The organism is Pseudoalteromonas agarivorans (assembly GCF_024518735.1).
Lineage (GTDB): Bacteria > Pseudomonadota > Gammaproteobacteria > Enterobacterales > Alteromonadaceae > Pseudoalteromonas > Pseudoalteromonas atlantica.
On sequence record NZ_JANIGJ010000018.1, the window covers coordinates 1 to 26,435 of the forward strand.

The 26,435-nt window shown below is 41.1% G+C and carries 30 protein-coding genes; 10 read left to right on the plus strand and 20 right to left on the minus strand.

What is annotated here, in order from left to right:
- Positions 1–388: 388 nt before the first annotated feature.
- The gene (locus NQT65_RS19860; RefSeq protein ID WP_004588429.1) at positions 389–868 is read left to right on the plus strand and encodes an RNA recognition motif domain-containing protein; all 480 of its coding nucleotides are present in this window, start codon (positions 389–391) and stop codon (positions 866–868) included.
- Here the strand turns inward: NQT65_RS19860 and murI are convergent.
- Entirely contained in the window at positions 831–1,628 is a 798-nt protein-coding gene (gene murI, locus NQT65_RS19865; protein ID WP_256851908.1) for a glutamate racemase, read from the minus strand. The genes NQT65_RS19860 and murI overlap by 38 nt on opposite strands.
- 65 nt (positions 1,629–1,693) lie before the next feature.
- A complete protein-coding gene (locus tag NQT65_RS19870) occupies positions 1,694–2,833 on the minus strand; it encodes a DUF5610 domain-containing protein (RefSeq protein WP_029773305.1) in 1,140 nt (379 codons plus the stop codon).
- Positions 2,834–2,998: 165 nt separating this feature from the next.
- On the opposite strand from NQT65_RS19870, the gene trmA reads away from it, so the two are divergent.
- Positions 2,999–4,096 (plus strand): tRNA (uridine(54)-C5)-methyltransferase TrmA, encoded by a 1,098-nt coding sequence (gene trmA, locus NQT65_RS19875; RefSeq protein ID WP_004588432.1) that lies wholly within the window; start codon positions 2,999–3,001, stop codon positions 4,094–4,096.
- 10 nt (positions 4,097–4,106) lie between these two features.
- Here trmA and NQT65_RS19880 read toward each other — a convergent pair whose 3' ends face one another.
- The 5 genes from NQT65_RS19880 to ccoG are packed head-to-tail and all read right to left on the minus strand — an operon-like array spanning position 4,107 to position 8,382.
- Positions 4,107–4,559, minus strand: a complete 453-nt coding sequence (locus NQT65_RS19880; RefSeq protein WP_256851909.1) for a 2-thiouracil desulfurase family protein — start codon at positions 4,557–4,559, stop codon at positions 4,107–4,109.
- Between the two features lie 59 nt (positions 4,560–4,618).
- Positions 4,619–5,257, minus strand: a complete 639-nt coding sequence (locus NQT65_RS19885; RefSeq protein WP_004588433.1) for a thiol:disulfide interchange protein DsbA/DsbL — start codon at positions 5,255–5,257, stop codon at positions 4,619–4,621.
- Positions 5,258–5,275: 18 nt separating this feature from the next.
- Positions 5,276–5,899 carry a thiol:disulfide interchange protein DsbA/DsbL gene (locus NQT65_RS19890; RefSeq protein WP_024032543.1) on the minus strand — a complete coding sequence of 208 codons (624 nt, stop codon included), beginning with the start codon at positions 5,897–5,899 and terminating at the stop codon, positions 5,276–5,278.
- 30 nt (positions 5,900–5,929) lie between these two features.
- Entirely contained in the window at positions 5,930–6,904 is a 975-nt protein-coding gene (locus NQT65_RS19895; RefSeq protein WP_256851910.1) for a serine/threonine protein kinase, read from the minus strand.
- A 47-nt stretch (positions 6,905–6,951) separates the two neighbouring features.
- Positions 6,952–8,382, minus strand: coding sequence for a cytochrome c oxidase accessory protein CcoG (gene ccoG, locus NQT65_RS19900; RefSeq protein ID WP_256851911.1), 1,431 nt, complete (start codon positions 8,380–8,382; stop codon positions 6,952–6,954).
- A gap of 288 nt (positions 8,383–8,670) precedes the next feature.
- On the opposite strand from ccoG, the gene NQT65_RS19905 reads away from it, so the two are divergent.
- A complete protein-coding gene (locus NQT65_RS19905) occupies positions 8,671–9,030 on the plus strand; it encodes a hypothetical protein (protein WP_256846726.1) in 360 nt (119 codons plus the stop codon).
- Positions 9,030–9,236, plus strand: a complete 207-nt coding sequence (locus NQT65_RS19910; protein ID WP_004588438.1) for a hypothetical protein — start codon at positions 9,030–9,032, stop codon at positions 9,234–9,236. The genes NQT65_RS19905 and NQT65_RS19910 overlap by 1 nt, the downstream gene beginning before the upstream one ends.
- A 32-nt stretch (positions 9,237–9,268) precedes the next feature.
- Here NQT65_RS19910 and NQT65_RS19915 read toward each other — a convergent pair whose 3' ends face one another.
- From NQT65_RS19915 to gspC, 13 genes are all read right to left on the minus strand, one after another.
- Positions 9,269–9,856: a UPF0149 family protein gene (locus NQT65_RS19915; RefSeq protein ID WP_256851912.1), complete on the minus strand. Its 588-nt coding sequence runs from the start codon at positions 9,854–9,856 to the stop codon at positions 9,269–9,271.
- An 18-nt stretch (positions 9,857–9,874) separates the two neighbouring features.
- Positions 9,875–10,633 (minus strand): type II secretion system protein N, encoded by a 759-nt coding sequence (locus NQT65_RS19920; protein WP_064387295.1) that lies wholly within the window; start codon positions 10,631–10,633, stop codon positions 9,875–9,877.
- Between the two features lie 3 nt (positions 10,634–10,636).
- On the minus strand, positions 10,637–11,110 hold the full coding sequence (gene gspM / locus NQT65_RS19925) for a type II secretion system protein M (protein WP_024032550.1): 474 nt from the start codon (positions 11,108–11,110) through the stop codon (positions 10,637–10,639).
- On the minus strand, positions 11,107–12,315 hold the full coding sequence (gene gspL, locus NQT65_RS19930; protein WP_256851913.1) for a type II secretion system protein GspL: 1,209 nt from the start codon (positions 12,313–12,315) through the stop codon (positions 11,107–11,109). Before gspL ends, gspM begins: the two co-directional genes overlap by 4 nt.
- Positions 12,312–13,298, minus strand: a complete 987-nt coding sequence (gspK, locus tag NQT65_RS19935) for a type II secretion system minor pseudopilin GspK (RefSeq protein WP_024032552.1) — start codon at positions 13,296–13,298, stop codon at positions 12,312–12,314. Before gspK ends, gspL begins: the two co-directional genes overlap by 4 nt.
- Complete coding sequence (gspJ, locus tag NQT65_RS19940; RefSeq protein WP_004588444.1) at positions 13,298–13,918, minus strand: type II secretion system minor pseudopilin GspJ; 621 nt, start codon at positions 13,916–13,918, stop codon at positions 13,298–13,300. The genes gspK and gspJ overlap by 1 nt, the downstream gene beginning before the upstream one ends.
- Before the next feature lie 3 nt (positions 13,919–13,921).
- A complete protein-coding gene (gene gspI / locus NQT65_RS19945; protein ID WP_024032554.1) occupies positions 13,922–14,293 on the minus strand; it encodes a type II secretion system minor pseudopilin GspI in 372 nt (123 codons plus the stop codon).
- A gap of 2 nt (positions 14,294–14,295) precedes the next feature.
- The gene (gene gspH, locus NQT65_RS19950) at positions 14,296–14,880 is read right to left on the minus strand and encodes a type II secretion system minor pseudopilin GspH (RefSeq protein WP_004588446.1); all 585 of its coding nucleotides are present in this window, start codon (positions 14,878–14,880) and stop codon (positions 14,296–14,298) included.
- A 50-nt stretch (positions 14,881–14,930) separates the two neighbouring features.
- Complete coding sequence (gene gspG, locus NQT65_RS19955) at positions 14,931–15,353, minus strand: type II secretion system major pseudopilin GspG (RefSeq protein WP_004588447.1); 423 nt, start codon at positions 15,351–15,353, stop codon at positions 14,931–14,933.
- A 79-nt stretch (positions 15,354–15,432) separates the two neighbouring features.
- Positions 15,433–16,668 (minus strand): type II secretion system inner membrane protein GspF, encoded by a 1,236-nt coding sequence (gspF, locus tag NQT65_RS19960; protein WP_004588448.1) that lies wholly within the window; start codon positions 16,666–16,668, stop codon positions 15,433–15,435.
- 2 nt (positions 16,669–16,670) lie between these two features.
- Entirely contained in the window at positions 16,671–18,239 is a 1,569-nt protein-coding gene (gspE, locus tag NQT65_RS19965) for a type II secretion system ATPase GspE (RefSeq protein WP_004588449.1), read from the minus strand.
- Positions 18,232–20,301: a type II secretion system secretin GspD gene (gene gspD / locus NQT65_RS19970; RefSeq protein ID WP_024032557.1), complete on the minus strand. Its 2,070-nt coding sequence runs from the start codon at positions 20,299–20,301 to the stop codon at positions 18,232–18,234. The genes gspE and gspD overlap by 8 nt, the downstream gene beginning before the upstream one ends.
- Before the next feature lie 23 nt (positions 20,302–20,324).
- A complete protein-coding gene (gspC, locus tag NQT65_RS19975; protein ID WP_138686162.1) occupies positions 20,325–21,266 on the minus strand; it encodes a type II secretion system protein GspC in 942 nt (313 codons plus the stop codon).
- Positions 21,267–21,479: 213 nt separating this feature from the next.
- On the opposite strand from gspC, the gene hslR reads away from it, so the two are divergent.
- From hslR to NQT65_RS20275, 6 genes are all read left to right on the plus strand, one after another.
- Complete coding sequence (hslR, locus tag NQT65_RS19980) at positions 21,480–21,902, plus strand: ribosome-associated heat shock protein Hsp15 (protein ID WP_024032559.1); 423 nt, start codon at positions 21,480–21,482, stop codon at positions 21,900–21,902.
- Positions 21,903–21,914: 12 nt separating this feature from the next.
- The gene (hslO, locus tag NQT65_RS19985; protein ID WP_024032560.1) at positions 21,915–22,760 is read left to right on the plus strand and encodes an Hsp33 family molecular chaperone HslO; all 846 of its coding nucleotides are present in this window, start codon (positions 21,915–21,917) and stop codon (positions 22,758–22,760) included.
- 261 nt (positions 22,761–23,021) lie between these two features.
- Positions 23,022–24,560 carry a phosphoenolpyruvate carboxykinase gene (locus NQT65_RS19990; RefSeq protein ID WP_004588454.1) on the plus strand — a complete coding sequence of 513 codons (1,539 nt, stop codon included), beginning with the start codon at positions 23,022–23,024 and terminating at the stop codon, positions 24,558–24,560.
- A 161-nt stretch (positions 24,561–24,721) separates the two neighbouring features.
- Complete coding sequence (locus NQT65_RS19995) at positions 24,722–25,165, plus strand: PepSY domain-containing protein (RefSeq protein WP_256851914.1); 444 nt, start codon at positions 24,722–24,724, stop codon at positions 25,163–25,165.
- Positions 25,111–25,644, plus strand: coding sequence for a PepSY-associated TM helix domain-containing protein (locus NQT65_RS20000; protein ID WP_256851916.1), 534 nt, complete (start codon positions 25,111–25,113; stop codon positions 25,642–25,644). Before NQT65_RS19995 ends, NQT65_RS20000 begins: the two co-directional genes overlap by 55 nt.
- 10 nt (positions 25,645–25,654) lie before the next feature.
- Positions 25,655–25,831 carry a PepSY domain-containing protein gene (locus tag NQT65_RS20275; protein ID WP_338128542.1) on the plus strand — a complete coding sequence of 59 codons (177 nt, stop codon included), beginning with the start codon at positions 25,655–25,657 and terminating at the stop codon, positions 25,829–25,831.
- Positions 25,832–26,435: the final 604 nt, after the last annotated feature.

Genomic DNA, 26,435 nt, shown 5'->3' on the forward strand with positions numbered 1-26,435 from the left:
GTCGCTAGGGATGCGTATAATACATCCTTTATTTTTCGAGTCAACACTTAATTTTAAACTTTCTTTTTAGAAGATTTAAAACCGAAGTTTTACTTAACTCTGTGAGCAGCTCCTGCCTCGCTATGCGTTGGCGTTCCCCGTCTCAGTGGGGTCGCATTATAGGGAGATCCGAAAACAGATCAACCCTTTTTTTAGATCTTTTTACTGTTCGAACAAAAATAGAGCAAAACAGCGTAAAACTAGCTAAATCACTGGCTAAGATGATGCTTTTTTATACTGATTTTTATTATTTAATATAAATTTCATTGCTATGTTCGTTTAAGACGTTAAGATAGCAAGTTCACAATGTTAAATTAATGTTTATTTCCTGTTTATTGGTAGATCTAAAATGAAATTACCCGATCAAAAATCTTTTATCTTCTCTGTTATTCTTGCTGTAGTTGGTTTTGTTATTGTTGAGTTTGCTTTAGGCAGCTTAGCTTTAAGCCCAGCATTGCTATTTGGTGCTGGTTTATTAATTGGTGGGATTGCTATTGCTGCAATATCATCGGAAGGTGGTGAAGAAGCTGAAGTTAAAACAAAAACACTTTATGTTGGTAATCTTCCTTATCGTGCAAATGAAGGTGTTGTTCGCGCTTTGTTTGAAGAACAAGGTAAAGTTTTCAACGTGCGCCTATTAAAGGATAAAAATACTGGCAAACGTCGTGGCTTTGGTTTTGTTGAAATGGCACAGGCAGATGCAGACAATGCAATTGCTAAGTTAAACGATAGTGAGTTCCAACAACGTACTCTAAAAGTACGTGAGGCAAAACAAAAACAAGAAGATGATTCTAGCTCTTTACGTACTGAGACGGATCAATCAGTGTAACGTGCTTTATAGCTAGCTTATTACTCAAAACATCAGCCGTTGCATAATATTGCAGCGGCTTTTTTTTGTCTGTAAATTTATTTCCAAAGTTATGCTGCTCTAGTAGGTAGTTTACTCTGCTAGCAATGGCCGCGCCTGAATCGAGTAATTGCACTGCGTTATTAAAGTACGCTTGTATAGCATCGCTAAGAATTGGGAAATGTGTGCAGCCTAGTACAAGTACATCTATATCTGAGTTAATGCGCAAACGCGTAAGCTCTTTGTGCAGTTTGAGTGTATCTAGCTGCTGAGTGAAAAATAACTGCTCTGCCAATGCCACCAGCTCAACACTGTTATATAAGCTCACTGTTATGTTGCTGGCATGCTCTTTTATTAATGTATGAGTATAGGGGCTTGCAACTGTGGCGGGGGTTGCCAATAAGCCGATGTGCTTTGTGCGAGTTACTTCAGCAGCAGGCTTTATTGCTGGCACTACGCCGACAATAGGTATTGATGTAATTTTGCGTACTTCACTTAAGGCTGATGTAGAGGCTGTATTGCAGGCTATAACAATAAGGTCGACATTAAGCGCGTTGTGCTCAATAAAATATATGAGTGAGCACAAACGCCCTATAATAGTTTGCTGGGTTTGCGCGCCATAAGGGAGTAACGCATTATCCATAAAGTAACTGTACCGTGCATCTGGAATACGCTTTTGAATATGTTCAAGCACGGTGGTGCCACCTATACCTGAATCAAATACCATTATGTGGGCTGACAAACTTTGGTTCCTACTGTTTATTAAGAACGGCAGTTTGCCATGAGGTATTTATAAAAGAAAGCAGTTTAGCTTTGCTCAGACTTTAGCGCGTCGAGTGCATCGCCCGCTGAATTTAATTGGTTTAGGTTTTCAAACATTGCTTGGGTGTAATCAACTAGCTGATCGACTGCTGCTTGATCTTGGTTTAGCCACTCTATAATACCGGCAAGCTGATCTTGTAGGCCTAGTTGCGATGCTTTATCAAATGCATTTTTTAGATCGTCATTAAAAGGTGCGATCGCATCGGCTACCTCTTTTGTTGGGTTTGGCTGATATTGCTCATAACTTTTAACGGTAGCGACTGTTTTTGTTTGGCGAAGATCCATTGAAAATGCAACGAGTTGCTCACTGCCTAAGCTCAGCTCTTGTGCTTTCTCAAATGCTTCATCCAAATCACCACTAAAGAATGTTTTACTTACACCTTGTAGCTCTTCCATCATGGCATTAATAGCATCTTGCTCTTGTTCGTTTAAATCACCATTAACTGACATTGAAAAAGACAGCTCTCGAGATTGCGACGATGAGCTGGCAAACGATTCGCTGTTATTGCTTTGTTGATACCCGCTCGCTGTTTGAGACTCATATGCATCAGCAAAGCTAATACTGACTTCATCACCTTCAGCCGTTGTAAACTTATACTCGGCATTGCTACTCATACTTACATATTGTGCTTGGCTTACGCTAACACTGGCCGCTTGTGGGTTAAATAGGGTTTGCTCAAACTCATCAAGCCCCTCAAAAATGCCTTCTTTTGACTTGTCGATGCCCTCTTGCATTTCTTCGTTAAATACACCGGTGCCTTTTAGCTCATCAACCGCTTCGTCTATTCCGGTTTGAACACCTGTGCGCGCATCATCTAACATATTTTTTAATTTATCGTCATCGGCACCATTGGCTTTGGCTTTATTAACTGCACCAGATACAAAGTCGAGTACATTTTTTACTATTTCATCAAAATCGAATAAAGGTTTATCGGCTTGTTTTTGCTCAACAGGTAAACCTAGTTGCTCTGCCATTTTGTCGCCAAGCACTTTTGCAGCAAGTTCTCTGCCTCGCTGTAATGAACTTTCTTGCGGAGATTGGATTGTTGGCTGCTGTAGCGCCTCTTTATTATTGAATTTGTTTACGTTGTTGTTTGGCGTATAGCCATAATTACCGATTTTCATGATCCACCTCCGTTACGTACTTAGCTTATTATCGGCTAATAGTGACAAAACTAAAGTGCATGTTTAAAAAAACAGCAACTTTATTATCAGCAAAACTAGACAAATACTGCTCGCTCCCTACAATAGCGCCGATAAATAGATCTCATAGATAAGGTAGTAGCATTAATGGCAGTGATTAAAATAGATACCACACAGTACGATACGCAGCTAAATGAAAAAGAGCAGCGTATTACGTCGCAATTTAAGCGATTTGGTGTGCAAGCGTTAGAGGTGTTTAGCTCAGAGCCAATTAACTACCGCCAACGTGCTGAATTTAGAGTATGGCACGATGGGGATGATCTATTTCATATTATGTTTGATCAGGCCACGAAAGAAAAAATTCGCGTCGACACCTTTGACCCTGCCGCGCCATTAGTTGGTGAAGTTATGCAGGTGATGATTGATAATTTAAAGTCGTGTGAAGTATTACGTCGTAAGCTGTTTCAAATCGATTATTTATCGTCATTAAGTGGCGAGATTTTAGTAAGCTTGCTTTATCACAAACCACTCGATGAGCAGTGGCTAACTGAAATAAAAGCCCTGAAAGAAAAACTGAGCAGCAAATACAACATTGACTTTATCGGTCGTGCTCGCAAACAAAAAGAAGTACTAGGCAATGATTTTGTTACTGAGTGTTTAACCGTAAACGGCCAGGAGCTTATTTATCAACAAGTAGAAAATAGCTTTACGCAACCTAATGCTAAAGTGAATATAAAAATGCTGGAGTGGGCACAAGACTTATGTAAACCACTGAGTAATGACCTGCTGGAACTTTACTGTGGTAATGGTAATTTCTCTATTGCATTGGCGGGTTCGTTTAATCGCGTATTGGCTACTGAAATATCTAAGTCTTCTGTGCATTCAGCGCAATACAACATTGCTAAAAATAAGGTAGATAACTTAGATATAATTCGTATGTCGAGTGAAGAGTTTACCCAGGCAATGAATGGCGAACGTACCTTTTCGCGTTTAGAGGGGATAGATTTAAAAAGCTACGATTGCCAAACTATTTTAGTCGACCCTCCACGCGCAGGTATGGATACCCTTACCTGTGACTTAGTGGCCAACTACGAGAACATTATTTATATATCGTGCAACCCAGAAACGCTTGAGCGCGATTTAGATCATTTAACCCGTACTCATAATGTTAAGCGCTTTGCGATATTTGATCAGTTCCCTTATACGCATCACATAGAATCGGGTGTTTTCTTACAAAGAAAATAGTGAGTTAATATTATAATGCCAGCACCTTTATAAGTGCTGGTATTTGATTTTCACTAAACACTTCAATTTGATGCTCCATCAGCAATTTAGCAGTCATACCCATGCCCTGTACTTTTACCCCACTATGGCTACCATCGTAAATTGTATTTCTACCACACGAAGGGCTCGACTCTTTAAGTAAAGCAAAACGAATTGCATGCTCATTACATAAGTCTAGGGCTTTAGCTGCACCTGATTTAAATTCTTTAGTTACATCCTCATAAGTGCTCGTTACTACTCTGCCTTGTTTTATCTCTGCTGATGCTCTAGGTGTTGGCAATCCACCAGCCACCTCAGGACAAAACATAACTAACCTATTTTCTTTACGCCATACATTAATTTGCGGGTGCGATAATGCTTGGCTTTTACCATCGTATCGAACAGGTAAGCCAAATAAACAACTCGATATTAATACTTTTTCCATTGCTATATCCCTATAAACAAAAAAAGCTCCTTACGGAGCTTTTTTTGTTTTAGCAAACCTTACTTGTTCGCTAAATAGTTAATTAATTTACTAATATCTTCTGGCGCGGTAATACCAGATTCACGGCCTAGGTTTAATTTGTATTTACCATTTACGATAAAGGTTGGTACGCCACGTAGCGCGCCTTTTTCTTTAAAGTAATTTTGGTCACGCTTCATTTTAGAGCTTAATGTACGTACCGAGAAGCTTTTGTATAGTTTATCAAACTTATCGCCATCAACACCTTGCGCTACAAATACATCTTTTACATCTGCAAGCTCGTTAAATTTAGCGCGCTTAGTGTGAATGTGATTAAAAATAGCCGCAACAATTTTATCTTTTTGCGGAAGTACTTCCGCGGTTGCTAGCGCTTGGCTCATCATTTGTTGGTTTTCTGGATCGCGAACACCGACAAAATCAACATGGCTCTTTTTAAATTTAACGTCTTTGTCTAGCTTTGGCTTAAATTCACCAATTAACGCTTCCATGTTATTACAAGCAGGGCAATAAAATGAGAAAAACTCTTTTACTTCTGGCTTTTTAGTCGCGCGCTCAGCCACTACATCGTAATGTACGCCTTCTTCATAAGTGGCGGCTACACTGCTCGCAGCCATAGGCAGTAGTAATGCAAGTAAACCTGCTTTAACTAATTTGATCATTGTTATTGTTCTCCGAGATTAAAGTGTTAGTAAAAAAGCAACTAACTCATTCAGTTCTTGCTGGTTATTAATGGTGTTAATGTTTATTTTATATTTATCGTTTACGATAAAGGTAGGCACACCGGTTAGCGCACCTAGTTTTGAATATTTGTTTTGCTTATCTTGCATTGCACGCTCAGCTGAAATAATTGGCATGCTGGCAATGTCTTGATCAAACGTTGCACTATCGATACCATTAACTTCAAGCAACTTTTTAACGTCTTTCATTTGCGTTAAAGGTGCGCGCTGTACATGAATACTTTTAAAAATTTGGTCGCTGATACTTTGTGCTTGACCGTGCTTTTTACCGATTAAGTAGGCGTAGCTTAAGTTGCTTTGCGCCTGTGGTGATACACCGCCTAAAAAGTTAACGTGATTTTTTATAAATTCAGTGCCCTCAGGTAGGCTTTTTTCAATTGCCTTTGCAACAGGCTCAAATTTAAAACAATGCGGACAGTAAAACGAGAAAAATTCGGTTACTTGCGGCTCTGCGCTTTTTTCTACATCAATAACAGTATACTGGTTATCGGCTTCAAACTGTGCAGCAAGGGCTGCAAATGGTAAACATAAAAGTAGTAGGCTCAGTTTCAATTTTTTAAGCATTGGTATCTCGTGTACTTTTTAAATAAAATTTTATGGCAATAACTTCAGCGGAGCTTCTTGCAGTGCTGCAAACTGCTCTTTAAGCGCTAAAATTTGTTGCTCCCAGTATTTGTCTTCAGCAAACCATGAAAAGTTCCGTACGAACGCAGGATCACTCCATCGTTTAGCTACCCAACCCATATAGTGAATAATACGCATTGCACGAAGCGGTTCAATTAATTTGAGTTGAGTGTGGTCAAAATCACTAAACTCTTCATACGCATTTACAAGGGTGTCTAACTGTAACAGCTGTGTTTGACGATCGCCACTGAGCATCATCCATAAATCTTGAATGGCCGGCCCCTGACGAGCGTCATCTAAATCAACAAACATAAGTGCTTCGCCTGCCCACAAAATGTTACCTGCGTGGCAATCACCATGTAAGCGGATCCCTTGCACATTTTTATACTGTGCTTGCGCTTGTTCAATAACCAAGTCCAATATGGTGTAAAAAGCCGTGCTGATCCCCATAGGTACCAAATTACTTTTTTGCAGATGAACTTTAGCTGTATGCAAATATTCTTCGCAGCTAAAGGTAGGTCTGTGCTCAAATGGTTTGCTTTTAGCCACCTGATGCATACGGCCAATTAAACGACCCATTACATCAAGCTGATCCAGGTTATCAACTTCAAATTGTCGCCCGCCTACACTTGGAAATAACACAAATACATAACCTTGGTGCTCAAATAAGCTTTCTCCGTTGTGCTTAATGGGTGCAACAACGGGTACTTCGGCCTCAGCTAATTCAAATGCAAAGTCGTGCTCTTCTTGTATTTGCGCTTTGCTCCAGCGCTCTGGTCGGTAAAACTTAACAACGTAGCGCAGGCCATCTTCCGCCTTAAATTGGTAGACTCTGTTTTCGTAGCTATTAAGTGCTAATAAACCTGACTCTGCATATATACCAACGCTTTCTATCGCATCGAGAATTAAGTCGGGCGTTAAATCTTCAAAACTAAATTTACTCATGGGCTTCTTAATGTAAAAAGCGGGTTACCCCGCTTTTGTTAGTGTGTTTATCGCGCTTTAAAAAAGTTACTCGGTTGCGATATGCTTTCATCGGGGTCATTAACCGGTGAAAGTACAAAGTTAAACTCCGTCATTGGCACTTTTAAATCATACGGGTCCATTACAAGTGACAGTGGCACATTATGCGATTGCCCTGCTTGCACTGTAAATGTTTGCTTGCCAATGTACTTAAAGTTTTCAAGGCCTTGAACATCAATATTAAAGGTTTGCTCGTACTGCGCCTTGTTGATTACTTTTAATGTATAGGTGTTTTCTACCAAGCCATTAAAGTCAACACGATACAGTTGGTTACGGTCTCGTATTATGTCAAAGTCCATAGGCTTTCTAAATGCAATGTTAGCCACCAGCGCACTGGTAAGCACCACCAGTATGACCGTGTAACCTATGATTTTAGCTCGCAGTGGGTTGGTTTTATTTTCAGGTGTTTCGAGATTACGCTCAGTAGTATATGAAATAAGACCCCGCGGGTAATCCATTTTATCCATTACACCATCGCAGGCATCAATACATGCACCACAGTTTATACACTCGGCTTGCAAACCATTACGAATATCTATCCCTGTAGGGCACACCTGTACACACAAGTTACAGTCTATACAATCGCCCATCTCTAAATCTTCGTGGGCAATTTTACGCGAACGTGGGCCTCGGCTTTCGCCGCGTTTTTCATCGTACGTTACGGTGTAAGTGTCTTTATCAAACATAGCTGATTGAAAACGTGAATAGGGGCAAATGTGTAAACACATAATTTCACGCATCCACCCTGCGTTAGCGTAAGTACACGCTGCAAAGAAAATAATACTTACCAGCGCGTAACCACCTACATTAAAGGTAACAAAGTCAGGGAGTAATTCACGGATAGGCGTAAAGTATCCGACAAACGAAATCGCCGTATATAAGGCAAATAAAACCCAACTGGTGTGCTTTGCTGTTTTTCGCCAAAACTTATCAAAGTCCATCGGGCGTTGATCTAGCTTTTTACGCTGATTCGCTGTGCCTTCAAACTTTTCTTCAAACCAAATAAATATAAAGGTCCATACAGTTTGCGGACAGGTATAGCCACACCATACTCGGCCATAAAAGGTAGTAACCAAAAAGAGTGCAAACGCGGCCAACATAAATATGAAGGCTAATATAGTGAAATCTTGCGGCCACAGCGTTAGCCCAAAAATATTGTACTTTTGGCCTACTAAATCAAATAACACAGCTTGCTGGCCATTAAAATTTATCCAAGGCAAGAGCATAAAGGCAAGCATGCCCAAAAAGCCTATACGCTGTCTAAGTAACTGATGAAGCCCTTTTACTGCGCGAACATAAATTCGGTTACGTGGGTTAAACCTGTCGTCTTGACGGCTTAAATCCGGTTGTTGGATTTTAACCTCTGCAGGTATATTCTTTACTTTAATTTGCTTGTCCATCGAAGTTCCTCAACGCCGCTTGGAAATAAAAACGTAGCAATATGTGCGTATTCTATACTGTAACTGTAGTTCGTTAATGGTAAGTGTGATTAGTTTAAATAATCAGCTGTTTGAATACTTTCAGATATTTCAGAAATATCTAACTGCTGTTGGCTATTATAACAATACTGGCTAAAATTACAGGTATAGATTGCTAATAATTTATTCATCTCAGTTACTTGCTTTTAAAATGCAGTTTATTACACTGCTTGCTAAATTTACCCCATTAAGATCAAGGTTTACGCATTCATGAAAAAGTTTATTATATTGGTCATTCTGATCCTTGCGTTTTTTACTATTGATCACCCATTAGTTAAAGAGCCCCGCGAAAAGCTATTAGGTGAAGGTGTGGGTTTTTTAAGTGATGCGAGCAAAATAAACCGTAGTCCAGCAGCCAATATGGCTAAAAACCGTATTAGCAGTACGTTAAAGCTCTCTGAGTCTGAGCACGAATATATTGAAAAAACCTTTACCACTGATGATTCAGTGCAGTTATTTCATTTACGTTATTGCCGCGAGCGCGACTTAAATTTATATTTTTACGAAGAGCGTTTAAATACAGTGTGTAAAATTGTATCGGATGCATTAGAACAAAAGAGAGCTAAGTAGTGGATTTTTCGCAGTTAAACAAAAAAGCGAGTGACTCTTTTCATAAACAGCGCACAATACTTAAAAAACTATCGCAAGGAAAAACCTTGCATTGTGAGCAGTGCGGCGAGGTGTTAACACTCGATTTAGCCACCAGCGAGCCGGGTAAAGGCGTTGTTAAGTGTAAAAAAGGCTGCACTGATATTATTTTAGAACTTGGCGCTTAATTATCCTAAGCGCCGTTAAATATACCTAAAGGCTATTCTTCCCACCCTTCATCTGTAATCAGCCCACTGTTTATGGCTACCACCTCAATAAGCTCGGCAAAGCCTAAAGCAAAGTCGCCCATTGATTCGTACTGATACTGATATAAAGCTTCGAGTGTCATACTATTTTGCTGCGCAATTTGCACTCTTGTTTGCTCATCAACAGCAAAAAAGCTAAGCGTACTTAGCGCACTCTCTAGTGCTTCTTTGTACTCAGGCTCTAAAGCGGGAGCTGTTAATAGAGGTTGTGCGTATTCTTGAGTAGCACGTAAAAAACCTTCACTCCACGCTTGGGTATAGTCTAGGTCAAAATTGGCGGGTAACTTATAACCGGTTTCAAATACTTGCTCACTAATTTGATGGTACAACGCCATAAATAAAAACAGTATTTCTTCGTCTAAATCGTTAGCCGTATTAGGCACAATATGCGCTAACCACTGGTGAACTTCTAATGGGCTTGGCGAACAAATAACCCCAAATAGATAGCCTTGGCTTTGTGTTAATGACATAGCCTGAGGTTGAGTACTTAAAAATGCACTTAATTGCTGTGCGTGTTGTTCGTTAAACTGTGGTAATTGCATTAAATCTCTTTTATTACATTAAAAATTTAGTGGGTAGCGGCCCTGTGCATCGGGGCGGCCTAAAAACTTAACCGCGTCGTGTACATCTTTTGGTAAGCTGGCATCAGGTTTAACATAGCCTGCTACTTTAAAGTCAAAGTTAGCTTTAAGTGTTGCGTCGGCTTCAAGGCCTAACGTGTTATCTGGGTCGACCAAAATAGCTATATCGCCCGACTTACAGCTTAGCATGCCACTCAGTGGCCCTATATTAAACCAGCCATTAAAGCCTTTAACATCTATATTTGGGCTAGCAATCTCGCCTTTTAATGACTCACAATAAGGCACACCTGAGGTGTACTCGTTAAGCTCTAAAATGACTCGGCCTTTAGCCGTAGCTGGTATAGGTAGTGCAATACGTTGCATGGCACGCTCTACGGTCGAGCGAATTATACCATCGGTAACTTTAACCACATTATTAAATAATCCGTAATTCACATCAGCATAGCCCGAAATATCGCTACGCTCACGCGGATTACCAAATTTTAAGTTAGCATTTAAATTACCCGTAAATAACTGCCAGCCAGCAATATCCCAGCGTACATTATTTAGCTGCTCGTCTTGATAGCGCACTTGCATCATTTGACCTTGCCATACACTCCCTACGGTTTGCCCTATTTCAAGCTGCTTTGGTAAGTACGGCTTAGCTAGATCTAACGCAATGGCCGCTGGTAATTTCATTATGCAAAACACAATAAAACTAATAAAAAATACCACTGATAATATTATTATTTTTTTCATTAATTACTTCTCTAGTACTAAGCGGCTTACACGTACAAACCCTGATTTATCATCTTTGCTTAAATCAAGGTTCTCTACTCTTAAGCCATGCTGATTAACCAGTTCGTCTAACCATTCTATTAATTGATTAAACTCTACCGAATCAAGCGTTAAACGTAACGAGTTATCGTTAGGCTGCATTTTACTAATAGTAATACGGTAGCGACTACGCGTTGAATTAACCACTTGGCTAATATTTTGATTGCTAATTGCCTGCGTGTTGCCCGCCGCTTTTAACTTTACTATGCTTTCATCAACCCATACGAGCAGCTCTTGCTGAGTGACGTACGACTTTTTAGCTTTATCTATGGCGTTATTTAAAGGTCTAAAAATTCCCATTACTAAAACAAAAACAACAAATATACCACCAGCAACCATAATCAATTGCTGCTCTTGCTCTTTTAAAGAGCGCCAGTATTGCATTATTTGCTTTTTCATACTGCACCTCGCAGTTTAATTTCGCCTACTACAAAATCGCCATCGTTATTTAACGACCCTTGCTCAACCGTTAACCCTTGTTGCTCAAGTATACTTTTTACTTTACCAAACGTTTGAAAGTCTTTTGCGCGTGCGCGTATTCGCAGCTCATTACGGCGTTTATCGTAACGTAGGGTTTCTGGCGTAAATTCGTTTACTTGCGAAAACACGCCAACCAATTGGCTGGTCAGATCTAAAAACCCGGCTTCACTTTCGCCATTAATGGTTTTAAGCGCGCCTCTGATTTGGCTTTTAATTAAGTTAGGACGTACTTTAGTTCCGGGGAATGCTTTTTGGTATCTATCCACTACCTGGGCTTTAGCAAGCTCAACACGCGAGTTGAGTTGATTTAGTTCAACCAGCTTTATGGCAATGGTAGCAAATAAAGCAACACCGGTAATAATGGCTGCGCCCTTCCAATAACCCCACCACAGTGCACTTTTCTTTTTAAGCTGGTACATACCTTGGCGTAAATTAAATTTAACGCTGGTAAGTTGTTTAGCAAATAAGGCCAATGGTAAATCGTAGTCGCTTGCTTGCGAAATTAGGTTAATACTTTCAGGAAACTGATTAGCCGGGCTATAGTGCTTTACGCTCGGCTCGCCAAGTGCACTTAAGTAATCCCTTAGCCAGCTATTTTCAACAGCACTAATATGCCAATCGCCTCTTTTAAATAACCACTGATTATTAAGCTCTATGGCGGTTAATGTATCATCGTCGGCTGTAGGCAGTAGCAGGGCATCAGGTAAAATGGTGTATACCGCCAAGTTATGCTCTGAAAATAAAGCAAGCCAAGCCTCAAACCACTCGCGGTCTGTTAAGGCAACTTTAATTGCATGCTGCTCATTAATCATAGTGGGCTCGCCAATTGCGACAAATAGCTCGTCTATATCGCACGCAATATCTTCTTCAAGCATGTATGGCAACGCTTGCTCTAACTTGCGATTCCATTTAGTCGGCAACGCCACTGTTTTCAGCTGCACCTGATCGCTAGGCAGTAATACCACTACCTCGCGGGTTTGCGCTTTTTCACTTAGCTCACTTAAACGGCTTGCATCGGTTAATTCCCCACTGGCAATTATTTCTTGTTCTTGTGGTGAATAAATTAACCAATTTAATTTATCTTGCTCTGTTTGACCCGTGCGGATCAGCAGTATTTCTGTCACTGTACGCCTCCAAATTTTCGCGCCAGTATCGTTACTTCGCCATTTTTGGCATGAAGTAATGTGGTCATCGAAAAACGCAAATCGACAAATGTCGCCTGCGTTTGTAATTTAAAATATTCGCTGTTAATACTAAATAGCTCTTTAACCGAATCTAAATTTGTACCGCCTTGCTGCTGTACCTCGGAAAAAAATTCATCAACGCTATCAAATCCGGTTTCAGGGCGAGCTGCTATAACGGCCTCTGCGCCCGATAACGATAATTCGTCAATCATGGCACTTAAAATAAGTGCCTGTTCGGGAAGTAACGTATTGACGTTAATCGATAATAAGGGAGACCCCGGAATAACACACACAAAAGGTAATACCTTTTCCATTACTAGCGGATTAAAACCTTTTACCAAACGCAGCTCAGAAGGTGATGCAAATAAACTATTTGCGCTCATATAAGGGTAATCACGCGATAAATACTCATCTTCTTCAGCGCCTGAACGATAGGTAATGCTGTTTTCATCAAGCCAGTCAAATACACTGTCTGCCATTGCTTCTTCGCTTTCCTCGGCAGGTAAATCTTCAATGTTTTCTAATAATGCAAAGAGTGCTTTATGAGCAGGGTTGGTTTTGCTGGTAGAGTTTGGGTCTGGCGCTTCCCCTAATGCATTTAAATTTAAACACGCCTGTAAGTCAGTAATTTTACCGCTTAGAGTACCGTTATCTACAGGGTATTGGGTGTCGCCTTGTGTGGCCCAAACCTGATCTAACGAGGTTTTGTCAGGATCATCGTCTTTACTTAATTTTAGTGCCTTTATTGCCAGCTCTTCACCGCCGTAGGCATACCACTTTGCTTGTTGGTGCCCTTGCAGGTTAGTACTTTTTTGAACCTGCACCATTAAATTAGCACTCATTTCTACGGCTAATATCGCGGCCAGTGCAACAATAAACAGCACAATAACTAATGCGGCACCGCGTGATTCACGCTTATTCATTAATTACTCTCCCCGCTGTTTTTGCCCTGCCCGGGTACTAAAAAAACACGACGAATAGGCTCTGCCTCAATTTGTTGTAAAGTAACCGCAACCGCTTTAGGTAAGGCTTTTATTTGCCATTGCTCTTGCCATTCGTTGTTGGCATCTAAAAATTCAAATTTAAGCTCTTCAATACCTTTTAAAACAACTTGGACCCGCGGCTCCATATTATCAAGCTGATCTACATACACTCTGTATACACGCTCTAAATTGTCATCAAGCACTCTATACCCTACGGCTTGTAACTCAGAACGAGGCAGCAAATTAATTGGGTTTACCCAGCCATCGCGTACAAACGCAATACCATCGTATTGGCTTTCTAATATATAACGCCCTGCTAGTAAGTATTGCTCTTGCGCATCACCGGCTTCGTTACGTACAGTGCGCTGAGTCATTTGGCTAAAGTCTTGGTCCATTAACCTAAATGCGGTTTGTAGACCATTAAGCTCCGCTATTTTTTCATCAGACGCTTCTTTTGCTTTGGTGGTTGAGTCTAAAATTTGGTGAGTAGCCATAATCACCACCGCTAAAATAGCCATAGCAACTAATACTTCGATTAATGTAAATCCGCGCTGCTTCACTTATTAGCTGCCTTTATTTAAATAAGTTGAAAGCTCGTACACCGATTGCTCGTATTTTTCGTCGCTAAAAACATTTATGGTCACTTTTACAAAGCTTTTGTCTGCAGTTTTTGCTATTTCTTGCTTCCAAAACCACTCAACGCCCGCCATTACTTCGCTGCCGCGCGCGCCATTTTTAGCCTGCCAGTCTTTACCTTTACTACGCTGCACCACAAGCACATTTTCTGCCACCCACGATGCATACGTTTGCTCTTCAAGTGTTGTTAAATGATTTATATGCTCGCCGGTTGCTTGCATAGCGGCAATCCCAGCCATAGCACAAATACTTAACGCCACAAGCACTTCGAGTAAGGTAAAGCCTTTATTTAGCCTCATTATTATGGCTCTTTTCGCAAATTAACAGGGGCTGTAAATTCCCCTTCAATGTAATACACAGGCTCACTTTGCTCTTTTAATTCAACAATAAGCTGAAAGGCGCTGACCTCGCCAGATGATAAAATAAGGACTTGCGGTATTTTTAGTTTTTCAAGCTCTAATAAGCTATCGTCATCGCCGCCGCTCATTAGTTCACGCCAATTTGCTTGCTCAAGTAAGTTCTCTTGTGACCAGGCTAAATCTTCTAAATTGAGCGTCAGTTTTAACCGTTCATCCAGCTCAATGGGCTTGTAAAGGTCTTCGCGGTCAAAGGTAATCCATTTTTCGCCATCAAATACTAAAAACTCAAGGGTGTTTTCCTCAACCATTAAGCCAAGTTCTATTTGATTTAAAATAGCAAATTCAGAGGCCATGTTAATGGTGGTATGCAGCCTAAGCGCTTGTGTATCAAGCTCATCTTCTGCACCGCCTTCTAAGCTGTATACCACCATTTTGGTCGCAAATGCGATAATAGTAAGTACCACTAAAATTTCTATTAAGCTAAACCCACGGTGGTGGGCGCGCATACGATTAAGGCTTACTTGCATAGTAAGCCTCGTGCAATCGTATTTAACCATACTGCTTGGTTAAGTCGCATTTATTGCTCGTCTTCGTTCCAGTTGCCAATATCATCATCGGTACCGGCTTCGCCATCAGGTCCCATTGAAAAAATATCAAACTTGCCAATTTCACCTGGGCTAATTAGCTGGTACGGGTTGCCCCATGGATCTTCTGGTAATTCATTTACAAAACCACCATCAGGGAAACGCTTAGGAATTGGCTCAATGCTGGTTTTATTGACCAATGCTTCTAGGCCTTGCTCTGTGCTTGGGTAGCTTTTATTTTTAAGCTTGTATAAGCTCATTGCATCTTCAAGCTGTTGAATATCTAGATGTGCTTTATCGATAGCAGCTTCTTCTTGTTGGCCCATAATATTAGGCGCCACAATTGACATAATCATCCCGATAATAACCAATACCACCATTACTTCGAGTAAAGAAAAACCTGATTGTTTATTCACGTAAATACCTCATTTTCCAAAAACATAATTTAATTTGGCGTCATCTAAGTAAATACTAACTTAGCTAACCCCTTAAAGCTTAAAGTCCTACCGCTTTATTCATTGCCATTATTGGCTGTAAAATAGCCATTACTATAAACAAAACAATCACCGCCATTGAGGCAATCATTGCTGGCTCTAATAATTTTAATGATACGTTTACCATGCTTTCAAACTCACGGTCTTGGTTATTAGCCGCGCGCTCTAACATTTGTTCTAGCTCACCTGATTTTTCACCGCTGGCGATCATGTGCAGCATCATCGGCGGAAACAACTTAGTTTGCTGTAAAGCCGCTCTTAGGCTTGCACCTTCACTGACTCTATCGGCAGCATCTGCCACCGATTTTTTCATTTTTTTATTCGCTAATACGCCACCCGATATGCGCATTCCTTCAAGTAGTGGCACTGAGCTTGACGATAAAATACTGAGCGTACGTGCAAAACGCGCGGTATTAATACCCCGCGCTACTTTACCAAAACCAGGCATGTGCAGTACGCGGTCGTCCCACCAAAAGCGAATTTTAGGTTGTTTAAGTGCATGTTTAATGCCTACTGCCAGCGCAGTAATGACTAACAAACTTATAAACCAATAATTTTGTACAAAGTGGCTACCTGCCATAACCCATTCGGTCGTCCAAGGCAGTACTTGCTTAGTTTTTTCGAAGGTTTTTAAAATTTTAGGCACAACGGTACCGAGTAAAACCGAAACAATACCAATAGCAAAAATAACCAAAATGGTGGGGTAAACCATGGCTTGAGTAATTTGGCTGCGCATATGTTGGCGCTGTTCGGTGTAATCGGCAAGGCGATTTAATACTTGGTCAAGGTGCCCTGATTTTTCACCTGCGGCTACCATTGCTCGGTATAAATCGTCAAATACATGTGGAAATTCACTCATGCCATCGGCCAGTGTATAACCCTCTACTACCTTTGAACGTACCGACATCAGCATACGTTTTAAGCGAGGCTTTTCACATTGCTCTGCCACCGCCATGACAGCCCCTTCAACTGGCAATGCCGATTGAATGAGCGTCGCAAGCTGGCGTGTAATAAGGGCTAAATCGGAGGTTGATACGCTGGGTTTAAAAAAACGACTTAATAACGGCGTCTTTGCGCCACTAACTTGTTTTTCCCCTTCTGCTGCAGGGACAACTTCAAGCGGCGTAAGTTTTTTTTCGCGCAGCGCTTGGCGAATTTGCTTAGCTGTATCGGCTTCTAAAATGCCTTTTTGCTCTTTCCCTCGACCATCAAGGGCACGGTATTCAAACGCCGCCATGGTTAGGCTTCCTCACGGGTAACGCGTAGAATTTCTTCAAGGGTTGTTTTGCCTGCCAGTACGCGGCTACAGCCATCTTGGCGTATGCTTGGGCTTTTTTGGCGAATGTATTTTTCAACACTTTGCTCGCCTTTACCGCTGTGGATCATTTCGCGTATTTCTTCATCAACCACGAGTAATTCATGAATACCAGTACGGCCGCGGTAACCATTAAAGTTACACTCTTCACAGCCTACTGCGCGGTAAATTGTAGGTGCGCTATCAAAAGGTACTCCTAGCAGCTCACACTCACGTTCATCAGCAGTGTGACCTTCTTTACAGCTATTACATAAAGTACGTACTAAGCGCTGCGACAGCACGCCTAACAATGACGATGACAGCAAGAATGGTTCTACACCCATGTCTTCCATACGGGTAATTGCGCCCGAGGCGGTATTGGTGTGTAGCGTAGACATAACTAAGTGACCTGTAAGCGATGCTTGCACGCCAATTTGCGCGGTTTCAAGGTCACGTATTTCACCGACCATTACTACATCGGGATCTTGACGTAATATTGCACGAAGCCCGCGGGCAAAGGTCATATCTACTTTGGTATTTACTTGCGTTTGGCCAATCCCCGGAATTTCGTACTCTATTGGGTCTTCTACCGTTAAAATATTACGATCGCGAGAGTTTATTTGGCTCATACCGGCGTACAAGGTGGTACTTTTACCAGAGCCCGTTGGGCCAGTAACCAAAATAATACCGTGTGGTTTACTAATTAAATCAGCAAACAACTCTCGGTTTTGCGGCGTCATACCTAAATCTTCAAGGTTTAAGCGGGCATTGTTTTTATCAAGTAAACGCAGTACTACACGCTCACCAAAGCTAGATGGCATGGTAGATACACGTACATCTACTGCACGCCCTGCAATACGAAGGCTAATACGACCATCTTGCGGAATACGTTTTTCTGCTATATCTAGTTTCGCCATTACCTTAATACGCGATACTAATAACGAGGCAAGCTTACGATTAGGTTTAAGCACTTCTTTTAATACGCCATCAACCCTAAAGCGAATCACAAGCTCTTGCTCAAAGGTTTCGATATGTATATCGGATGCACCTTCCTTAATTGCTTCGCTTAACATGGCGTTGATTAGTTTGATGATAGGCGCATCATCATCGCCAGCTAATAAATCTTCGGTTTGTGGGAGCTCATCGGCAAGGGAGAATAAATCGACCTCATTACCAATATCTTCCATCATTTGTTGTGTTTCAGAGCTGTCGCGCTGATACGCAGCCTCTAATAGTAACTCAAATTTATCGTCAGCTAATTGCTCGAGGGTAAAGCCTTTACCTGCAATGCGACGCACTTCTAGCAATACTTCAACATCTAGCTCGCCGCGGTAATACACAACTTGCTGTTCATTATTTTTACTAAGCAGTACACCCGCTCTGCGCGCATACGAAAAAGGTAAACGCTTTGGAGGCAACTCAACTAAATCGTTACTTGTAAGTAACTCCTCAGAGCGTGTTTCATCACTACGATGAACCACGTCTTCGTTTATTTGTTCTATTGCGCTAGTCATCTTCACGCTCTGCACGTTCTTTAGAGCTCAATGCTTTTAAGTGCTCTTCATAAGTTGGTGGCAGAATAAGCTCATCATCCCAAGATGGAAGTAAAGGAACATCTGAATTTGGCATAAGCTCTATGCCATCTTCTTTCTCTTTCATTTGCTCGCCACGGATAAAGTTATACTTATTAAAGCTTAACTTATTCATATTAACGCCATCGCGAATAATAGTTGGGCGAATAAATACAATAAGATTACGCTTACGTTTGGTCGTATTAGTTGACTTAAATAAGTGACCTAAAATTGGAATATCACCTAAAATTGGTACCTTAGATACACTCTCTTGTACGTCTTCATCAATTAGGCCGCCTAACACAACCATACCGCCATCATCAGCCATAACGGTTGTGGTAATAGCGCGCTTATTAACAGAAATATCAACAGCGGTTGCACCACTTACACTCGATACTTCTTGTTCAATTAATAATTGTACTGCTGAGCCATCGTTAATTTGTGGGGTTACTTTTAGTTTTACACCCACTTCTTGGCGTTCAATGGTTTGAAATGGATTATCGTTATTACTGCCTGTTTGCGAACCAGTAATAATGGGCACTTCTTGACCCACTATCATCGACGCTTCTTCGTTATCCATGGTGGTAATGGAAGGTGTAGCCAGTATGTTTGAGTTAGTGTCAGTTGAAACGGCCTGAATAATTGCACCCCAGTCGTTTTTAACTAAACCAAACGCTAAGCCATTAACACCACTTAGTAGCGAGGCAAGTGCCGAATAATCACCCTCAGTTGTTTCATCGTAGCTGGTTACGTTACCTGATTCTGTGCCTATTATTGTTTGTGTGGTTGTGGTGTCTTGCGCTTGAATACCTGCAACCGCTAATGAGCCTACAGGCACAGTTGAGCCATTATTAAACTGCAACATACCGCCATCTTCTGAAATCCATTGCGTACCTAAGTTAACGCCGTCCGATTCCATTACTTCAACAATAATCGCTTCTACAAGTACTTGCGCACGGCGAATATCGAGTCTATCAATCACGGTCTCTAATGAGCGCATGGTATCGGGCTGCGCTGTTATAACTAATGAGTTTGAGTCAGGGTGGGCTTCAATACTGGCATCGTTTTTATTGTTTGTGCGAGTTTTACTTGTGCCTTGGCCATCTTCTGCAAGCGTTTTACTTACGCCCTGCAGTACTTTTACTAAATCCTCTGCTTTGGCGTAATTTAAGTAAAATACTTTGGTATTACCTTGGCTTTCAAGTTCGCCATCTAGGCGCTTAATTAGTTCTATAGCACGGGTACGGGCTTGCCCTTCACCACTTACTATTACGCTGTTAGTACGGCCATCGGCAACCACCTTAGGGATCAAAAATTCAGGAACGCTGCCTTTACCGCTGTCTTTGTAAATATTTTCAACAACCGACACTACATCATCTGCTGTTGCATATTTAAGCTTAACAATATCTACACGCTTATCACCGGCTTGATCCACCGAGCGAATAATTTCTACTAAGCGATTAACCGACGCTGCATGACCAGTAAGCATCATGACATTGGCAGCATTAAAGTTTGCTACATGGCCACCGTCTTTTTGGTCGCTAAATTGACGTACCAATGGGCCAAGCTCTTGAACACTTACATTTTTAACGCGTACCACACGGGTGATCATCATATCGCCCGATGCAGCGCTGTTTTCTGTAATTAGCGGTACATTTGATTTTTTAGCGTCAGAGCTTTTTTCAATCTTGATAATACCGTTGTCCATTTCTACTGCTGAGTAGCCATACACTTCGAGTACATTTAAGAAAAATTGGTAGTACAGCGCTTCATCCATTAACTCATAACTACGTACGTTTACTTTACCGCGCACATTTGGGTCAATGATCACTGTTTTATTAAGGTTTTTACCAACAATGTTTATAAACTCGTTGATATCTGTGCCTTTAAAGTTTGCAGCATATTCAACAGCTGAAACCGACAACGAAATACTGGCTGCTAAAAAAAGCGCTGCGTACTTAGCTAACCCTTTTTTAATTTTTTTGAGGTGTAGCACCTGAACCATTATGTTAAAACTCCAAAGCTAAGTTATTGCAGGCTAAATTGCACATCGATTTGCTCACCGTCACGTTCTATCGTAATTGTGGCATCGCTGGTATTACGCAGCTCATTAATAGCTGCCATTGCCTGTTGTAAATCTGTTAATTGGTAGCCGTTAATAGCCACGGCTAAATCATTATTCTGTAGGCCCATTTGTTTAAATAGAGCAGGCTCTTTACCTGGGCTTAAGCGATAGCCGATTAACTCGCCATCGCTCATTGCTTGTGAAACACGAATATAATCAAATAACTTACCAGGTTCACTTAGTAGCTCTTCTCGTGTTTCTATTATTGCTTCTTTTACATCTGGGTCAGCGGTTGCGCTAATTTGCAACTCGCTTTGTTCTATTTTTTGCGGCCCCATGTCTTGTGCTTCGCGAGCGGCAAGCACAGGCATAGACACTTTTTTACTAAAGTCGAGACCATCTAGCATTAGCGTTTCAAATCGGCCGTTTACACTTAAAATAACGCGATCGGGAAGTATTTGCGCAACCTCTGCACGGGTCCCTTGTACAACCTCTTCAACTAAGTAACTAACTTGTCGTCCCTGTGACTCAATAATAGCAATACCTGCCTTGTCGTCGTTACTTACAGCAACAATACCAGTTAGATTAATACTTAAGCGTGTTTCTGGTGCATTATTAATTACTTCGTTTTGCTGCGCAGTATTGGTTTTATTTGTTACAGTTTTTTTACCAAATAAAAATTGCTCTATAATATTTTGTACTGAGGTAGTACTAGAAGCCTTCGATGCGGCTGAATAGTGAGATGGAGTAAGCGGTGTAGAGACCGGTTGTGGCCATACCAGCCAAACTAATTTTGAGAGTAAATAAGCAAGATAAACAACGACTAACAGCGTAACTACTGCGCTTAATTTAGCATGGGGTAGCCGTGTTAAAAATTGTTTAAGCTGTTGAATTTGCTGTTCCATAATAATGTTCTTATTTTAATTTACTGCATAAGCGCGTACCCATAGTACCCTTTCATTTTTCATTCAACAAGCACACTAATATTAAACTTTGTAAACAGATTAATATAACAATGTAATGTTGACTAAAAAACCAGCATGCGCCGTAATACCTTCATCCTACGATGATTTCATGATAAATTTTACGATATATAAATAGTCGATTGAAGAAGCCTAATGAGTAAAAAAAATAATACTAATGCCGACTCAGACCACAACAGTGAGCCAAAAGTTCGATTAGATAAATGGTTATGGGCTGCGCGCTTTTATAAAACCCGTGCGCTTGCACGCGAAATGGTGCAAGGCGGCAAAGTACATTATAATGGGCAACGTACTAAAGCGAGTAAAATTGTGGAGGTTGGCGCAACCATAAAACTTGCCCAAGGCGTTGATGAAAAGCTTATCAAGGTACTTAAAGTGCTTGAAAAACGCCAAAGCGCCCCCATTGCACAGACCTTGTATCAAGAAACTGATGCAAGTATTGCAAAACGCGAAGAAAACGCCATCGCACGCAAAAATAATAGCTTCTTTGCTCCACATCCGGATAAAAAGCCCGATAAAAAGCAACGACGCGAACTTTTAAAAATGAAATCAAGTTAGGTATAGCCGCTCATGCAACAAGATTTACTTCACCGTTATTTATTCGACAAACTCGATGTTCGTGGCGAACTCGTTCAAATTGAGCACGCCTACAACGAGATGATAGCTAATCACAATTACCCTGAGCCAGTTAAAGCATTATTAGGTGAATTACTCGTTGCAACGTGTTTATTAACTGCCACTTTAAAGTTTGAGGGTGAAATAGCCGTTCAGCTACAAGGCGATGGCCCTGTTAAATACGCTGTTATTAACGGCGACGATAAACAAAATATGCGTGGTATTGCGCGCATGCAAAGCGAGGTTAGCGGCACAACGGTAAAAGAGCTTGTAGGTAAAGGTTATATGGTTATTACCATTACTCCAACCAAAGGCGAACGTTATCAAGGCATAGTGCCTCTTGAGCACGATACATTAAGTAAATGTATTGAAAGCTACTTTGAGCAATCAGAACAGCTAAAAACACGCCTTTGGTTTGCAACCGACACAACAGAAGGGAAAGCCAAAGCCTGTGGGTTGTTTTTACAAGTACTGCCTGTTGATAAACAAAAATCAATTAATGACTTTACTCACTTAGAAGCCTTAAGCGATACAATTAAACGCGAAGAGCTATTAGAGCTTGATGCCAATACCGTATTAACGCGCTTATATCACGAAGATAACCCGCGCGTATTTGACCCGCAAGCTATTACATTTAAATGTGGCTGTAGTAGAGAGAAAACCATTACTGCTTTAGTTAATGTAGGCCAACAAGCATTACTTGATGATGTTGCTGAAAATGGCGCTGTTAACATTAGCTGCCATTATTGCCTAAAAGAATATGTTTTTGACGAGCAAGATATTAAAAACATTTTTAATTAGCCCCCCACCTCATAATCAAATATAAAGCCGCAAAATATGCGGTTTTATATTATAAAATGATGATACCGGTGTCATGAATTTTGTTAATTTACTGACACCGGTATCATTGAAATTATTCATGTTTTTTAGCAAATATATGTGTTTTTAGGGCCTTTACAGGCTCGAATATCTCAAATCCTTCTGTTACTATAATTTCAGCTTAAGGGAACTAAGAACCCAGAGCTATCCCGTTCAAACTCTCACACATAGTTAGGTATAAACATGACTACAAGCGCAACACGTTTTGTCGATTTAACCGCAGCTGAACTTGTCGAGCATGCGATTCGTCGTGGCGAAGGGACACTAGCCGCAAATGGAGCCTTTGTTGCAATTACAGGCAAGCGCACTGGTCGCTCTCCTAAAGATCGCTTCATTGTAAAAGAAGCAACAACGCAAGATGATATCCAATGGGGCAATGTAAATCGCCCATTCGATGCTGACAAATTTGACGCTTTATGGGCTCGCGTAGAAGCACATGTGCAAAGTAATGACCACTTCACCTCTCACCTAGAAGTTGGCGCAGACCCTGAGCACTATCTACCTGTAGTTGTTACTACAGAAACAGCGTGGCACCATATTTTTGCTAAAAACATGTTTATTGAGCCTAAAAACTATAATGCATCTGATTTACCCCAATGGCAGGTAATGAATGTGCCTTCGTTTGTTTGTGACCCACAACGTGATGGCACCAACAGCGACGGCACTGTTATTATTAACTTTGCTCAACGCAAAGTGTTACTTGCTGGTATGCGTTATGCCGGTGAAATGAAAAAATCCATGTTCTCCGTTCAAAACTTTCTTCTTCCAGCAAAAGGTGTATTACCAATGCACTGCTCTGCTAATGTAGGAGAAGCGGGTGATACAGCACTATTCTTTGGTTTATCGGGTACTGGTAAAACAACTTTATCGGCCGACCCAACACGCTTTTTAATTGGTGACGACGAACACGGTTGGGCACCAGGAAGCGTATTTAATATCGAAGGTGGCTGTTACGCAAAATGTATCGACCTCTCACAAAAAAATGAGCCAGTAATTTGGAATGCTATTCGCTTTGGTACAATTTTAGAAAACGTTGTACTTGATGAAACACGCACACCTGACTTTAACGATACAAGCTTAACGCAAAATAGCCGTGCTGCTTACCCGCTAGAGCACGTAGAAAAGCGCAAAGTTGAAAACCGTGCTGGCGAGCCGAAAGCTGTTGTATTTTTAACCTGTGATGTGAGCGGTGTTTTACCGCCGGTTTCTGTACTTAGCGAAGAAGCCGCTGCTTTTCACTTTTTAAGTGGTTACACGGCTAAAGTAGGCTCTACAGAGATTGGCTCAACTAGCGATATAGAATCTACATTCTCAACGTGTTTTGGCGCCCCTTTCTTCCCTCGCCCTGCAGGTGTTTACGCTGAGCTGCTTATGAAGCGTGTACGCGAATTTGGCGCAAAGGTTTACCTTGTTAATACAGGGTGGACAGGCGGCCCATACGGTACTGGTGAACGTTTTGATATTCCAACAACCCGCGCTGTAATAGATGCAATCGTATCTGGTAAATTAGCCAATGTAGAAACTCAGCATATCGATGTATTAAATCTAGACGTACCAGTGGAAGTCCCTGGTGTGGATAGCAAGCTACTTAACCCAATTAATACATGGGAAGATAAAGCAAAATATAACGAATATGCAGCAAAACTTGCCGCTGACTTCACTGAAAACTTCGCTAAATACGATGTGTCAGATGATATAAAAAATGCAGGCCCAAAAGCATAATTAATTACCAAGCCTGATTTAAACGCCAGCCTATAAAGCTGGCGTTTTTGTTTGCTAAGCTAATTATTTTATTGCTGCGACATTTTGTCGCAGTTCATTTCTAGTAAACAAAGATACAATGCGCCATCCCTTTACTGCATATTTTTAATGGTCACCCTTTTATGCGTTTTAATGGTTCATGGCGAAAAATAGCAAGACGTGTACATTTATACCTAGGCTTATCTATCGGGGGTGTACTCGCACTCATTGCTCTAACAGGTTCTATACTCGTTTATTACCCCGAACTAGATGAAAATATAAGTAGCTTAAGTACAGAAACAGCGAGGCCTATAAATTGGGATACCGCATATCAAACACTAAAAACTCACTACCCAGATAAACAAGGCTCGTGGCGTTTAGAAAGCACCAAAGATAAACATTATATTCCCGCAAGATATTACAACCAAAACGAAACAGTGGTTCACGCTTTTGCACCACTTATGGTTTGGCTAAGCCCTGATGGTGGCTTATATTACGTGAGGATGTATGGGGTAACTACTTTGTTACCTGGATTTATAACGTACACTTCTCGTTACTTGCAGGTAGCGCTGGTACAATCGTTATAGGCTATATAGGAATAGGTAGCCTTATACTCCTCATATCAGGCCTATGCGCTTGGTGGCCTAAAAAAGGGCAATGGGCTAAGGCTATAAAGTTTAAAGCGCGCAGCTCTTTACTGGGCTTGTTATATGACTGGCACAAGTTGCTTGGTTTAATTTTTGCTCTGCCTTTAATCTTATTAACAGCAACCGGCATAATGCTAGCAATACCCAAGCAAACCGATCCTTTAATAACAGCCCTGCTTGGAAATATAGATAAACCTAACAGCGCAATAATAAAGCCCCAGCGCAGTATTTCTTTATCAGCAGCTCTTAGTACAGCACAAAAAGCCATGCCAAATACACGGCTAGCATGGGTAGAAACCCCGTCAAATCACAATGCGGTATATCGGTTTAGGTTCAAAACCAAAAACGATCCCTCTTATCGCTTTCCACAGTTATGTGCAAGTAAATGCAAGCACAGGAGAGCTCATAAGTGTTTTTAATATAGATAAGATGAGCATTGCCAGTAAATTTAAAAACTGGTTGCATCCACTTCACAATGGCAGCATTTGCGATCAGCCATTACGAATTCTATGGGTTTTATCAGGTGTAGCCAGCGCTTTGTTATTTGCCCTGGGCCTTTTTAGATGGCTCATTAAAACGAAACGATTTAAGTACACTATAAGCTAATGACAAAGCTTATTTAATATATCAAACGAGCTTTTCACAACCTAAACCTGCTTGTATAGCTAGCTAAGTCCTAAGTTACGAGCTGCTTACGCAGCGTAAATCAAAGCAAAAGCTATATAGATAGTCAAACTGCCTTATACCAAACTTAAGGTGCTACGCTTGATAATAAGCTAAGACCTATGAACTGTTTGTAAAATTAATTCATTACTTTAAGTTATATTGCGTGCTTTAATCGCGAGTTTCGTGATCCTCAATCCACGCTACGGAGGAGTAGCGGAATTATTTAAAGGCAGGTATTTCACTTTTCTAAAAAACGTTCATCTCTCATGCAGCTTTCTAGTATTAGGAATCGGAGCGCTACACAGCAGAATGTCGTGCGGGCTAAGGTACGCATATGTAAAAACGCTATATTTACCATACAAAGATGTGCGGCGAGCCTTATCCGCGGGTTTCGTGATACTCAACCCACGCTACGGAGGTGGTGGAGACTGTGCGAATAATATCAGGAATGTATTTTTTACTTTTCTGCAGACGTAAAAAAAGCCCGGCTCTTTCGAGTCGGGCTTTCTTGTATTTGGAGCCTGGCAATGTCGTAGTGCCCACA

Bases quoted from the DNA above. Each gene is read 5' to 3' on its own strand.
- NQT65_RS19860 (WP_004588429.1), top strand. From the start codon at position 389: ATGAAATTACCCGATCAAAAATCTTTTATCTTCTCTGTTATTCTTGCT.
- NQT65_RS19870 (WP_029773305.1), bottom strand. From the start codon at position 2,833: ATGAAAATCGGTAATTATGGCTATACGCCAAACAACAACGTAAACAAA.
- trmA (WP_004588432.1), top strand. From the start codon at position 2,999: ATGGCAGTGATTAAAATAGATACCACACAGTACGATACGCAGCTAAAT.
- NQT65_RS19880 (WP_256851909.1), bottom strand. From the start codon at position 4,559: ATGGAAAAAGTATTAATATCGAGTTGTTTATTTGGCTTACCTGTTCGA.
- NQT65_RS19885 (WP_004588433.1), bottom strand. From the start codon at position 5,257: ATGATCAAATTAGTTAAAGCAGGTTTACTTGCATTACTACTGCCTATG.
- NQT65_RS19890 (WP_024032543.1), bottom strand. From the start codon at position 5,899: ATGCTTAAAAAATTGAAACTGAGCCTACTACTTTTATGTTTACCATTT.
- NQT65_RS19895 (WP_256851910.1), bottom strand. From the start codon at position 6,904: ATGAGTAAATTTAGTTTTGAAGATTTAACGCCCGACTTAATTCTCGAT.
- ccoG (WP_256851911.1), bottom strand. From the start codon at position 8,382: ATGGACAAGCAAATTAAAGTAAAGAATATACCTGCAGAGGTTAAAATC.
- NQT65_RS19905 (WP_256846726.1), top strand. From the start codon at position 8,671: ATGAAAAAGTTTATTATATTGGTCATTCTGATCCTTGCGTTTTTTACT.
- NQT65_RS19915 (WP_256851912.1), bottom strand. From the start codon at position 9,856: ATGCAATTACCACAGTTTAACGAACAACACGCACAGCAATTAAGTGCA.
- NQT65_RS19920 (WP_064387295.1), bottom strand. From the start codon at position 10,633: ATGAAAAAAATAATAATATTATCAGTGGTATTTTTTATTAGTTTTATT.
- gspM (WP_024032550.1), bottom strand. From the start codon at position 11,110: ATGAAAAAGCAAATAATGCAATACTGGCGCTCTTTAAAAGAGCAAGAG.
- gspK (WP_024032552.1), bottom strand. From the start codon at position 13,298: ATGAATAAGCGTGAATCACGCGGTGCCGCATTAGTTATTGTGCTGTTT.
- gspI (WP_024032554.1), bottom strand. From the start codon at position 14,293: ATGAGGCTAAATAAAGGCTTTACCTTACTCGAAGTGCTTGTGGCGTTA.
- gspH (WP_004588446.1), bottom strand. From the start codon at position 14,880: ATGCAAGTAAGCCTTAATCGTATGCGCGCCCACCACCGTGGGTTTAGC.
- gspF (WP_004588448.1), bottom strand. From the start codon at position 16,668: ATGGCGGCGTTTGAATACCGTGCCCTTGATGGTCGAGGGAAAGAGCAA.
- gspE (WP_004588449.1), bottom strand. From the start codon at position 18,239: ATGACTAGCGCAATAGAACAAATAAACGAAGACGTGGTTCATCGTAGT.
- gspD (WP_024032557.1), bottom strand. From the start codon at position 20,301: ATGGTTCAGGTGCTACACCTCAAAAAAATTAAAAAAGGGTTAGCTAAG.
- gspC (WP_138686162.1), bottom strand. From the start codon at position 21,266: ATGGAACAGCAAATTCAACAGCTTAAACAATTTTTAACACGGCTACCC.
- hslR (WP_024032559.1), top strand. From the start codon at position 21,480: ATGAGTAAAAAAAATAATACTAATGCCGACTCAGACCACAACAGTGAG.
- hslO (WP_024032560.1), top strand. From the start codon at position 21,915: ATGCAACAAGATTTACTTCACCGTTATTTATTCGACAAACTCGATGTT.
- NQT65_RS19990 (WP_004588454.1), top strand. From the start codon at position 23,022: ATGACTACAAGCGCAACACGTTTTGTCGATTTAACCGCAGCTGAACTT.
- NQT65_RS19995 (WP_256851914.1), top strand. From the start codon at position 24,722: ATGCGTTTTAATGGTTCATGGCGAAAAATAGCAAGACGTGTACATTTA.
- NQT65_RS20275 (WP_338128542.1), top strand. From the start codon at position 25,655: ATGAGCATTGCCAGTAAATTTAAAAACTGGTTGCATCCACTTCACAAT.